The following is a 12,223-nucleotide window of genomic DNA, read 5'->3' as shown; positions in this document are numbered from 1 at the left end:
CAGCTGTCCTCGTGAACTCGGGGCAAGGCTCGGTTCCGCACCGCGCGACGGACGCGCGGCACGGCTGAAGCAAGGGGCTGCGGCCGGGTTCCGGGGCCGCTGGACGGGGTATGAGGCCGGGCCGCCGGCGCCGTCGGGCACCGGCGGCCGGGGGTCACGCCTCGGTGGTCGCGGCGGTCACCGGGGAGAGGGTGCCGTCGAGGTACGCGGTCCGGGTGGCGCGGCGCTGGATCTTCCCGCTGGAGGTCTTGGGGATGGTGCCGGGCAGGACGAGGACGACGTCGCGCACGGCCAGGCCGTGTCCTTCGCCGACCGCGCTGCGGATCAGGTCGGTGATCTTCTCGGACTCGCCGGCCCGGTCGGGGGCGACCTCGGCGACGAGGACGGGCTGTTCGCCCTCGGCCGCCGAGTCCACGGCGAAGGCCGCGGTGCAGCCGGGGCGCAGGGCCGGGTGGGCCAGCTCGGCGGTCAGCTCCAGGTCCTGCGGGTAGTGGTTGCGGCCGTCGATGACGATGAGGTCCTTGAGCCGGCCGGTGACGAACAGTTCGCCGTCCCGCAGGAGGCCGAGGTCGCCGGTGCGCAGGAACCGCCCCTCGTGGCCGGGGAGCTGGGCGCGGAAGGCCTCACGGGTGGCGAGGGTGTTGCGCCAGTAGCCCTTGGCGACGCTCGCTCCGCCCACCCAGATCTCGCCGACCTCTCCCTCGGGCAGTTCGTGCCGCCCCTCGGGGTGGACGATCGCCACGGTCACGCCCTCGCCGGGCCGGCCGCAGCCCACGGCGGCCGCGTCGGCCTCGCCGGCGTTCGGCGCCCCGTCGGCGGCGGCGAGCAGCGTGGGCGGGGTGTCCACGACGCCGCCGGTGACCATCAAGGTGGCCTCGGCCAGGCCGTAGCAGGGGTAGAGCGCCTCGCGGCGGAATCCGGCGGGGGCGAAGGTGTCGGCGAAGCGGCGCAGGGTGGCCGCGCGCACCGGCTCGGCGCCGTTGAAGGCGACCTTCCACGCGCTGAGGTCCAGGCTGTCGAGGAGCTCGGGGCCGGCGTGCTTCAGGCACAGCTCGTAGGCGAAGTTGGGGCCGCCGCTGGTGTGCGGGCGGTAGCGGCTGACCGCGGTGAGCCAGCGGTCCGGCCGCTGGAGGAAGTGCAGCGGCGAGAACAGGGTGGCGGTGACGCCGAGGTACACCGTGTTCAGGACCGGGCCGATGAGCCCCATGTCGTGGTAGACGGGCAGCCAGCTGACGAACATCTCGTGGTCGTGCGCGGCGATCGCCTCGGGCGTGTGGCCCATGCGTTCGGTGATGACCCGCTCGTTGTCCAGCAGGTTGCCGTGGGTGACCACGACCCCGCGCGGGGCGGAGGTCGAGCCGGAGGTGTACTGGAGGAACGCGACGGAATCCGCGCCGAGTTCGGGATCGCGCCAGGCGGCCGCCGCGTCGTCGGGTATGTCCTCGGTGGCGGCGCGGGCGATCCCGTCGAGTTCGGGCAGGTGCCCGGCCATGCCGTCTAGCGCGGCCATGACCTCCCGGCCGCCCAGGATGACCTTGGCGTCGGCGTCGGCCATCAGGCGCTTCATCCGGGTCAGCGCACGGTGGTTCTGCGAGCGGCCCTGCGGGGGCACGCCCGGTACGGCGATCACACCGGCCGAGAGGCAGCCCAGATAGGCGCAGATGAACTCCAGGCCGGGCGGGTAGAGCAGCATCGCGCGCGAGCCGGCCAGTCCACGCTCCTGCAGCCAGGCGGCGACGGCCCGGGAGCGGACGGCGAGCCGCTCGTAGGTGAGCTCCTGGATCTCCCCGTCGCAGTCACCGGTCACGAGGTGCCGGTAGGCGGTGCGCTCGGGGTGGTTCGAGGCGTGCTCGGTCAGTAAATCGACCAGGGAACGTGCCATGGGACGTGTCTCACCTGTCTGGGTACGTGAGCGAGGAGAGGGAGTGCGGGCGTCGCGGTGCACGACCGGACGCTGCGCCGCCAACCCGGCCTCATTGCCGGGTCGTTGGGCTCGGCTGCCCGTGTGGGGAGTCATGGGTCGGATGACTCCTGCTGTTCCCCCGCAGCAACTTGCTACCAGCGAGTAGCACGATAGCAGCCCAAATGATCGACATGTCGAACGCATGTAAACACTTCGTGTCCAAGCGAGTTGACGCATCACGTCCGGAGCGTTACGCAGCGTAGCGAAATATCCCTCTTTGAGCCCGAATGCCGGACAGCTGAAACCGCCCTATCGTTCTGTCATGGAGCACGCACTGAGTCCCGCAACCCTTGCCGAACTGCGGCGCCCGCGCCCTTATCCGGCAGTGTCCGTGCTGACGCCGACGCACCGCCGTGAACCCGAGAACGGGCAGGATCCGGTCCGGCTGCGCAATGTCGTGGCCGAGGCCAGGAAGCGGCTGGAATCCGACCCCTCCGTCAGCCGCGAGCGGCGCACCGAGGTCGTGGCGGAGCTGGACCGCGCCCTGGCGGAAGTCGACCTGGCGCACGCCGAGGACGGCCTGGTGATCTTCGCCGCCCCCGGTGAGCACCAGGTCTGGTCGCTGGCCCGCACCGTCCCCGAGCGGGTGGTCCTCTCGGACACTTTCCTCACCCGCAATCTGGTCTCCGCCCAGGCCGCCGAGCGGCCCTTCTGGGTGCTGTCGCTCTCCGCCGACCGCATCACCCTGTGGAGCGGCGGCCCCGACCGGGTCGTGGAGGACCACTCCGGCGGCTTCCCGCTGATCCACGTGCGGGAGAACTTCGACGCCGAACGGAGGATGCAGATCGGCGACGATCCGAGCACCTTCCGTGACGAGGGCACCCGCCAGTACCTGCGCGAGGCGGACACGGCCATGAGCACGGTCCTGCGCGACCAGCCCCGCCCGCTGTACATCACCGGCGAGCAGGCGGCGCTGTCTTTGCTGGACGAGGTCGGCAGCCTCGCCAAGTCGGCCGTGCAGATCCCGCACGGTGGCCTCGCCCACGCCGGCCCTGAGGCGGTGTGGCAGGCCCTCCGGCCGGTCCTGGAGACGGAGGGCCGCAAGAACACCACGTCCGTCATCAGGGAACTGATCTCGGCACGCGGGCACAAGACCTTTGCCGCCGGGGTGGACGAGCTGTGGCAGAACGCCCGGGACGGACGCGTCCGGCTCCTCGCCGTGGAGGAGAACTACCGTACGACCGTCCGCGACGACGGCGACCACCTCGTCCCGGCCGATACCGGTGACCTGGACGCCCGCGACGACATCGTGGACGAGATCGTCGAGAAGTGTCTGGAGACCGGCGCCGACGTCCGCTTCGTGCCCGACGGCGCACTGGGCGACGCGAACGGCATCGCGGGGGTGCTGCGTTACTGAACCTCCGATCCGCCCCGGCCCCGGGCCCGCCCGGACCTCCCGCCCCCTTGCGGCCTGCGCCCGAGACGCCCGGCGCTCCGGGCCCGCCCCCTCGCCGCCCGCTCCCGGGCGTACGCTACGGCGTGATCGGCGGCGAGAGGGAGCACGTGCATGGGTGAGCTGCTGGGCGTGGCGGTACTGGGTGCCGGGCACATGGGAGCCGACCACATACGACGCCTCGACCAGGTGGTGAGCGGGGCGAGGGTGGCTGCCGTCGCCGACCCGGTCGCCGAGCGGGCCAAGGCCGCGGTGGCCGGTCTGGACGGCGTCACCGTACACACGGAGGCGTTGGCCGCGATCGACGCGCCCGGGGTGGCGGCCGTGCTGATCGCCTCCCCCGGCGCCGCGCACGAGGAGGTGCTGCTCGCGGCCTTCGACCGTGGTCTGCCGGTGCTGTGCGAGAAGCCCATGGTGCCGGACTCCGCCGGTGCGCTGCGGGTGCTGGAGGCCGAGGCGCGGCTCGGCCGCCGGCTGGCCCAGATCGGTTTCATGCGGCGCCACGACACGGAGTACCGGCGCCTGAAGGCCCTGCTGGACGGGGGCAGCCTCGGCCGTCCGCTGATGCTCCACTGCACCCACCGCAACGTGTCCTCCCCCGGCCACTTCACCAGCGCCATGCTGATCAACAGCTCCGTCTCGCACGAGATCGACGCGGCACGCTGGCTGCTCGGGCAGGAGCTGACGGCGGTCACCGTGCTGCGGCCCGCGCCCTCGGGCGGTGCGCCGCAGGGCCTGATCGATCCGCAGTTCGTGCTCTTCGAGACCGAAGACGGTGTCCTGGTGGACGTGGAGGTCTTCGTCAACTGCGGCTTCGGCTACCAGGTGCGGTGCGAGGCCGTGTGCGAGGCGGGCAGCGCCCGGATCGGGGACGAGCACACCATGGTGGTCACCTCCCGGGGCAGCGCGGCCGAGGCGGTGGCGCAGGACTACCTCGTCCGCTTCGCCGACGCCTACGACCGGGAGGTGCAGGCGTGGGTCGACGCCACCCGGCGGGGCGAGGTGACCGGCGCGAGCGTCTGGGACGGCTACGCGGCCTCGGTCGTCGCCGAGGCGGGGGTCCGGGCGCTGGAGACCGGCGGCCGGGTGGCCGTCGACCTCGCTCCGCGCCCGGACCTCTACGCCGGGGTCAGCCGCTGACGCTCGCGGCGCCCGTCTCCAGGTGCCCGGTGAACCGGCGCGACCAGGTCGCGTCCGAGTCGACGGTCACCGTGAAGTCGTACCAGCCGTTCTGGTAGGCGACCGCGTTGAAGTAGTCCTCCTTCGAGGCTCCCGCGGCGACGCTGTAGGTCCAGGGGCCGTCGGTGCGGTAGTGGTTGGAGGTGATGGTGAACTTCACCGGTCCCGAGCCCGAGTTGGTCATCTTGAAATAGACGGCGAGCCTGCCCGTGCCCGGCTCCACGGCGTAACGGGTGCTCACCTCGGCCGTCTTGCCCGCCTTGGAGGCGTCGCCCTGGAAGCGGCGCAGGAACCGGTTGGGGCCGGTCATGGTCAGGTCGTACTTGCCCGAGCCGAAGCCCAGGCCGATGTTGAAGTAGTCGGAGGCCGTGCCGCCCGGGTCGACGGTGTACTGGAAGGGCGTGGTGTCGCGGTAGGCGTTGGGGTGGAGGGAGAAGTGCGCCGCCCGGGCCGCCGGGCCGCCCTGGTTGGTCATGGTGAACCAGGCGAGGATCTTGCCGGCGGACCCGAACTCCAGGTGGTCCAGGTACCCGTTCGGCTGGTACGGCAGCGCACGGGCCGGGCGGGTGCCGGACTCCTGGGCGGGCAGGGCGTTGTTCGTCGGCGCCGGGTTGGGCAGCGGGCCGCAGGTGCCGATGCCGATGACGCTCGTCGCGGGCAGCGCGACGGGGCCGTGCACCGGGTTGGCGAAGTCGAACACACCGGTCAGGTCGCCGCTCACCCGGCGCCGCCAGTCGCTGATGTTGGGGCACTTGGCGGGCGTGCCGATGGCCGACGTCCAGGTCTCCAGGAAGCGCAGCACGGAGGTGTGCTCGAAGACCTCAGAGGAGACCCAGCCGCCGCGCGTCCAGGGCGAGACGACGATCATCGGCACGCGGAAGCCGAAGCCGTACGGCACCCCGTTGAGGAACTCGCCGGCGGTTCCGGCGGGCGGGGCCGGGGGCGGGACGTGGTCGAAGTAGCCGTCGTTCTCGTCGTAGTTGAGGAAGAGGACGGTCGAGTCGAACACGTCCTGGTCGGCGGCGAGGGCCTGGTACACCAGGCTGATGAAGTGGGCGCCGTCGCCGGGCGGGGCGTAGGGGTGCTCGGAGAAGGCCTGGTTGGGGACCACCCAGGAGACCTGCGGCAGGGTTCCGGCGAGCACGTCGGCCTTGATGGCGGCGGCGATGTCGTCCGGGGTGGAGCCGGTGGCCTTCGGGACGGAGGACATGCCGCGGTCGTGGAGCGGGTCGCCCGGTGTGGCATTCACGAAGTTCTTGAAGTAGGCGCAGGCGTTGTCGCCGTAGTTGTCGTCCGCGTTCTGGTAGACCTTCCAGCTCACCCCGGCGCCCTGCAGCGCCTCGGCGTAGTTCTGCCAGGTCAGGCCCGACTCGTCGCCGCCGTCGTAGCTGGAGGAGTCGACCTTGCCGCTCCACAGGTAGGTGCGGTTGGGACCGGTCGCACTGAGGGTGGAGCAGAAGTAGGCGTCGCAGATCGTGTAGTTGTCGGCGAGCGCGTAGTGGAAGGGGATGTCGGAGCGGTCCAGGTAGCCGAGCGAGCGGACGTTGCCGACGCCGAGGACCCAGTTGTCCATGCGGCCCTTGTTCCACGCGGAGTGCTGCGAGGACCAGGAGTGCGGCAGGTCGCCGCTGCACTGGGCGAGGGTCTCGCCGTCCTTGCCGCCCGCGTCCGGGGTCGCGCTGAGCTTCCACGGGTACTGGCGGCCCAGTCCGTTGGGCTGGTTGAAGACCGGGTACCCGCCGCCGAGGGTGATGCCGCTGCGGTCGTCGAATCCGCGGACGCCCTTCAGCCGCCCGAAGTAGTGGTCGAAGCTGCGGTTCTCCTGCATGAGGATGACGACGTGCTTCACGTCCTTGATCGTGCCGGTCGCCGCGGCGGCTGCAGGCGCGGCCGCGGCCGTGCCGCGGGCGCCGACGCCGAGGGCGGCTCCCGCCGCCACGGACGCCCCGAGCCCCACGAATCCTCTTCGGCTGATCGGTGTCATTGGCCCCGTCCTCGTCAGCGGAGTGCCCCTGCGGCACACCGCGCGCCAGGGTGCACGCGGTGATCGTCCAGGTCCATAGCTGTGCAATGAGGCATGGGTGAACAAAAGTCAAAGTTGTGCCCGGGCGGCTCCGGCGCCGCTCAGACCCCGCCGAACAGGGTGCTCAGCCCCCGTTCCACGACGGCCGCCACGTCCTCCTGCCCGGCCGGCACCATGGCATAGGTGTTCAGCAGGAAGCGTCGCAGCGCCGAGGTCGGGAACTGGATCAGGGCCAGGCCGCACGACGAGTGGAACTCGACGACCGTCCGCGTGTGGCCGTACGGCCATATCTGTACGTCCCCGTGCCCGGCCGGGGCGCGCAGACCCTGGTCCAGCAGCGAGCGCGCGAAGGTCCAGGTGACCTCGTCGCCCCCCAGGGTGGCCTCGGGCGGGAAGTCCACGAAGACGGCCAGCGGATCGCCCGCCGTGTAGCGCAAGGTCGCCGACACCGGGACCTCCTGGTCCTCGGCGGTGATCAGACGGGCATGGGCGGGCTGTTCGATGATGACGTCCATGCCTATAAGGAGTCCGAAGACGCCTTTCACAGGACGCTGAATCCGGACAGAGTTGGCGCGTCGCAGGCTGCCCGGGGCATCCTTGAACACCTGAGCGTCGAACGCATGGCCGAGCCCTGCTTCCAGGCACCTGGAGTCGGCCATCTCCCGTAGCACGCCTACGACTTGACGCATCGCGCGCGTACGTCATCCGTACCGCCGGATCGCTCCGGGAAGACTCTGGCATATGCCGGAAGCACCACCGTATCGTGTGTTGCCAAATCCCTTACGAGGCGTCGCGGGCTGTGCGACAGTCGTAACGGTCCCTCCCCGTCCCCCGTGGCCGTACCGTCCCCTCATCGGAGTGCGTCATGCCGTCCCCAGTCTCCGCGGACCGCTCAGCCGCCCAGCCGCCCGGGCGCGGCTCGGTCGAGGCGTTGATAACACAGACGCGGAGACTCAAGGGCGACGTGGACGCCGTTCGACGGGATGCCAAGAGCGAGGTTTTGGACCCCGAGGAGCGCTGGCAGCGGGCGCTGTACGACCTCGCGCTGCACCAACTCGACGATCTGGACGCCCATTTGGCGCAGCTCAGGGACGGCCCGCTGCCCGCGCCCGCCGAGCCCGTCGACACTCCGGTCGTCCGACCGGCGGCGGCAGGCCCCGCACGAGGGTCGCTGCTCACCCGGGTCGGCAGCGCGGAGTGGAACCTGCTCACGGACGAGGTGAGCTGGTCCGGGGAGCTGTACCAGATCCTCGGGCTCGACCCGGCCGCCCCCGCGCTCACTCTGGACGAACTGCCCTCCCTGATCCTTGAGGAGGACCGGCCGAAACTGACCGCGATGGTGACGGACTGCCTGGTCGACGCCAAGCCGATCGACGGCGAGTTCCGCGTCGTCCGGTCGGACACCACCGTACGGACCGTCCACATGATGGGCGAACCCGTCCTCGGCGCCGACGGCGGCACCGCCTCGATGTGGGTGGTGCTGCGGGACGTCAGCGAACTGCGGCGCAGCCAGCGGACGGTGCGCGAGACCCATGACACGCTGCATCACCACCGCAGGCAGGCGCAGACCGAGCACCGGCTCGCGGTCGAACTGCAGGAAGCCGTGCTGCCGCCGTGGCGCGGCTCGCTGCGGCTCCCGCACCGGGGGCCGCAGACCCTCGACCTCGCCGCGCACTGTCTGCCGGCCGCGACGAGCGCGCTGATCGGCGGCGACTGGTACGACGCGCTGGAACTGTCCGACGGGGCGACCCTGCTCAGCGTCGGCGACCTCACGGGGCACGGGGTCGCCGTCGCCTCGGGCATGGCGATGCTGCTGGGGGCCGTGCGCGGGATGGCGATGGCCGGAACCGAACCCGGCCCGCTGCTCGCCATGCTGAACCAGTTACTCGACGCCACCGTGCAGCCCGCCCTCGGCAGCGCCGTCTGCTGCCGCTACCGGCCCGGGACCCGCACCCTGGTGTGGGCGCAGGCAGGACACCCCGCCCCGCTGCTGTACCGCAACGGGACGGGGCGTGTGCTGCACGCACCGGACGGTGTCCTGCTCGGCGCCACCACGGGCGCCACCTACGGACAGACCGAAGTGACCCTGGAGCCGGGCGACATCCTCCTGCTGCACACCGACGGACTGGTGTCCGGGCAGAACGCCACGACCGCCATCGCCCCCCTCCTCGGCCTCGCCCCACGCTTCGGGGCGGCGCGCACCGCGCAGGACTGTGTGCGCACGGTCGTGGAGGAATTCGGTGGAGCCGAGCGTGAGGACGACGCGTGTGTGCTCGTCGCCAAGGTCACCGCGTGAGCAGCCCCGACGGGTCCACGGTCTGAGCCGACCCGGCACGGCCACCGGCTGATCCGGCGTGCCGAGCACATCGCAAGCAGAACCGGCAAGGCCACGGGCTGAGCCGCGCTGCCGGGGCCACCGCGTGACCCGACCTGTCCGCAAACCCCCGACCTGTTTGAAGCCGCAGTGCACAGGCTCCCTACGCCTGAGCGCTGTTGTCGTCCCTTCCCTTCTGCTTCGGCAGGGCGAGCCGGATCTCCTCGCGCAGTTCATGGATCTTCGGGTAGCCGGCGTACTCGGCGGTGAGCCTGTACATCTGACGCAGCCGGTCCCAGGTGCGGCGCGAGGAGTTCGAGCCCATCGACATCAGGGCCAGCCGTGCATAGCGGTCGGCCTGTTCGGGGTCGTCGGCGATGAAGCAGGCCGAGGCCATGGAGAGATGGTCGAAGATCTTCGACCGCTCCCGTCCGTCGACACGCAGGGCCAGCGCCTTGTCCGCGTAGTGCTGGGCATGGACGGCGGCGCCCGGGTCGAACTCCGCGAGCGTGCGGTAGGCGAGGGCCTGCATGCCGTACAGATCCTCGTCCTTGAAGGTCTGCATCCAGTCCGGCGGCTCCATGCCCCCGCGGCCGGAGACGAAGAGATCCTCCGCCTGCCCGAGCGTGCGGCGCATCGCCTGGCCCTTGCCCATCGACGCCTGTGCCCAGGCCTCGATGGTGTGGAACATCGCCTTCGTACGCGGCTGGAGGCGCTCCCCCGAGCCGGACTGGGCGAGCTTCATCAGGTCCAGCGCGTCGTCGGGCCGGCCGAGGTGCACCATCTGCCGGGCCGCCCGGGACAGGGCCTCCCCGGCCCGCGGCCGGTCACCGCCCTCGCGGGCGGCATGGGCGGCGATGATGAAGTACTTCTGGGCCGTGGGCTCCAGGCCGACGTCGTGCGACATCCAGCCCGCGAGGACGGCGAGGTTGGCGGCGACGCCCCACAGGCGGCGCTGGAGATGGGGTGGATGGTGGTAGGCGAGCATGCCGCCCACCTCGTTGAGCTGTCCCACGACCGCCTTGCGCTGCAGCCCGCCACCGCGGGCCGCGTCCCAGGCGCGGAACACCTCGACCGAGCGCTCCAGTTCCTCGATCTCCTGCGACCCGATGGGGGCGGCCTCATAGCGGTCGAACCCAGCGGGGTCGGCGTGCAGGGGATCGTCGAGGACAGGGGAGTCGGCCTTCAGGGTGGGGTCGGTGTGCAACCAGTCGTACATGGCGCTGCTGAGTGTGGATCCCGCGGCGAGCGCGGCACCCGCGCCCACCAAGCCGCGTCGGTTGAGCATGAGGTCCATTCCCGTGAATTCGGTGAGGACCGCGGCGGTCCGTTCGGGCGCCCACGGCACTCCGTCGGGATGCTCCGCATTCCCGTCGCCCTGCCGTTTTCCCGCACGCCCGTGCCGTACCAGACCGAGGTCCTCGATGGTCACGACACGGCCGAGACGCTCGGTGAACAGAGCCGCCAACACCCGCGGCACGGGATCGCGCGGGATCTCTCCCATGTCGATCCACCGCCGCACCCGCGAGGTGTCGGTCGACAGCTGGGGGTGGCCCATGGCCGCCGCCTGCTTGTTGACCAGCCTCGCGAGTTCGCCCTTGGACCAGCCGGCCAGGCCGAACAGGTCGGCGAGGCGGGTGTTGGGTTGTCCGCTCACGTCAAGCCCCCAGGTTCTCGGCTGAGTTGACAGTAGCCCCGTGGAGGTTGCCGGGCGACTATTCGCCACGGTTCGCCAGGGTGCGCCAGATGGTGTGCCACCGGGCATCGGGTGTCAGGTAGGAAAGCGCCACCCCGACCCGGTCGCTGCTTTTCATGTCACTGCTTGTAGTGAAGGTGCATTCCCCAGGGTGCACCCGGGCGCCGGGCCGGGTGGGCGTACGAACTCGAAGCCATCACTTCGAGCGTGGACGTTCGAGCGTGACTTTGAGCTTCGAGCACGACTTTGAGCTCGGACCCACAGGCAGGCACCGCAGGCACACGAAGGGATCTGTATCTCCCATGTACGCAGCATCATCCTCCGTGTCCGCTCCGCCCCGGCCGCTGCGTCCCCGCCCGGCGGGCGGCGGACCGTACCTCGACCCGGCGGCGCGGCCGGGCGGCCCCGTGCTGGGCGCGGGCCGGCCGCGGCGCGTTCCGGGACAGCCCGGTACCCAACCGCTCAGCGGGAGACTCGACTTGTCCGGTCCCCAGGGAGCACAGCTGCGCACCGCGATCGCCTCGGTGCACCGGATCTGTCCGGAGTTCTCTCCGGTGCAGGTGCTGCGCCGCAGCGGGAGGTCCGTCCTCCTCGTGGGGACGACAGGGCGCAGCACGGCCGTGGCCAAGTGCCTCCTGGACCAATCGCCCGCCTGGTCGGAGCGGATCCGGCACGAAATAGCGGCATACCGCTCGTTCGTCCGGCACCGCCCGCCCGTGCGGGTGCCCAGACTGATCGCAGCGGACCCGGACAACTGCACCCTGGTGATCGAGCGCATGCCGGGCCGGGCGGCGGCGCTCCAGCGGCATCCGGTGGAGGCCCCGCCCCGGCCGGACATCAGGGCCGCGCTCGGCGCGATCTGCCGGCTGAACGCCTGGCGGCCCCCGGCGGGCACCTTCGACGCCCCCCTGGACTACGCGGCGCGCATCTCCCGGTACCACGAGCTGGGGCTGCTGACCGACCGGGACCTGGGAGACCTGCAGAAGCTGCTGCACGGCATCGCGCACGCGGCGGGCCGCCAGGGGATGGGCCAGTTCTGCCACGGCGACGCCCTGCTGTCGAACATCCTGTTGTCACCGGCCGGTCCAGTGCTGGTGGACTGGGAGCACGCGGGCTGGTATCTGCCGGGGTACGACCTGGCGACGCTGTGGCTGGTGCTCGGGGACGCGCCGGTGGCGCGGCGGCAGATCAGCCAGATCGCCCAGACGGCGGGTCCCGCCTCCCGGGACGCCTTCCTGGTGAACCTGATGCTCCTGCTGACCCGGGAGATCCGCACCTACGAGACGGCCGTGCAGCGTTCGATGCACGACACGACCCCGGCGGCACCGGGCATGGCCCACCCGGGCGCTGCGCCGTCCGGCGAGGAACAGCGCCTGCTGCTCAGGCGGCTGCACGACGACTGTCAGCTGGCCCGCAGGGCCGTGCGCGCGGCGGTCGGCACTCGCTGACGGGGACGACGGTTCCGCGGTGTGCCCAGAGCGGCGGCGCACCGCGGACCTTCGTATGTCCGCACCCGGCCCACGGGCGCCCAGTGGTGTACGCCTCTGACGCTCCGCAGGCCCGGGCGCCGCCGCGGCGAAACTCGCCGAACCCCTCCGTGACATGGGAAATCAGGCCCCTGAGGGCATCATTGACGGATCGTCGGCAAGCCGGTA

The 12,223-nt window shown here is 71.3% G+C and carries 8 protein-coding genes; 4 read left to right on the top strand and 4 right to left on the bottom strand.

Going from position 1 to position 12,223, the window contains the following annotated elements:
* Nucleotides 1-154: 154 nt before the first annotated feature.
* On the bottom strand, nt 155-1,882 hold the full coding sequence (locus tag ACFZCP_RS08650) for an AMP-binding protein (RefSeq protein ID WP_391425316.1): 1,728 nt from the start codon (nt 1,880-1,882) through the stop codon (nt 155-157).
* Between the two features lie 343 nt (nt 1,883-2,225).
* Between ACFZCP_RS08650 and ACFZCP_RS08645 the strand changes: the two genes are divergently transcribed.
* Nucleotides 2,226-3,320 (top strand): chemotaxis protein, encoded by a 1,095-nt coding sequence (locus ACFZCP_RS08645; protein ID WP_391425314.1) that lies wholly within the window; start codon nt 2,226-2,228, stop codon nt 3,318-3,320.
* Nucleotides 3,321-3,470: 150 nt separating this feature from the next.
* Nucleotides 3,471-4,496, top strand: coding sequence for a Gfo/Idh/MocA family oxidoreductase (locus ACFZCP_RS08640; protein ID WP_391425311.1), 1,026 nt, complete (start codon nt 3,471-3,473; stop codon nt 4,494-4,496).
* Here ACFZCP_RS08640 and ACFZCP_RS08635 read toward each other — a convergent pair.
* Together ACFZCP_RS08635 and ACFZCP_RS08630 are read right to left on the bottom strand one after the other, a co-directional pair.
* Nucleotides 4,486-6,519: a phosphocholine-specific phospholipase C gene (locus tag ACFZCP_RS08635; protein WP_391425309.1), complete on the bottom strand. Its 2,034-nt coding sequence runs from the start codon at nt 6,517-6,519 to the stop codon at nt 4,486-4,488. The two genes, ACFZCP_RS08640 and ACFZCP_RS08635, sit on opposite strands and share 11 nt — an antisense overlap.
* A 140-nt stretch (nt 6,520-6,659) precedes the next feature.
* Nucleotides 6,660-7,073, bottom strand: a complete 414-nt coding sequence (locus tag ACFZCP_RS08630) for an SsgA family sporulation/cell division regulator (RefSeq protein WP_391425306.1) — start codon at nt 7,071-7,073, stop codon at nt 6,660-6,662.
* A 350-nt stretch (nt 7,074-7,423) separates the two neighbouring features.
* Here ACFZCP_RS08630 and ACFZCP_RS08625 point away from each other — a divergent pair, with 350 nt between their 5' ends.
* Complete coding sequence (locus tag ACFZCP_RS08625; RefSeq protein ID WP_391425304.1) at nt 7,424-8,854, top strand: SpoIIE family protein phosphatase; 1,431 nt, start codon at nt 7,424-7,426, stop codon at nt 8,852-8,854.
* Nucleotides 8,855-9,035: 181 nt separating this feature from the next.
* On the opposite strand, the gene ACFZCP_RS08620 is transcribed toward ACFZCP_RS08625, so the two are convergent.
* Nucleotides 9,036-10,529, bottom strand: a complete 1,494-nt coding sequence (locus ACFZCP_RS08620) for a hypothetical protein (protein WP_391425302.1) — start codon at nt 10,527-10,529, stop codon at nt 9,036-9,038.
* Between the two features lie 341 nt (nt 10,530-10,870).
* Here ACFZCP_RS08620 and ACFZCP_RS08615 point away from each other — a divergent pair, with 341 nt between their 5' ends.
* A complete protein-coding gene (locus ACFZCP_RS08615; protein WP_391425300.1) occupies nt 10,871-12,016 on the top strand; it encodes a phosphotransferase in 1,146 nt (381 codons plus the stop codon).
* Nucleotides 12,017-12,223: the final 207 nt, after the last annotated feature.

The organism is Streptomyces sp. NPDC007971 (assembly GCF_042958635.1).
Taxonomy (GTDB): Bacteria; Actinomycetota; Actinomycetes; order Streptomycetales; family Streptomycetaceae; genus Streptomyces.
This window is presented reverse-complemented; position numbering and strand designations above follow the sequence as displayed.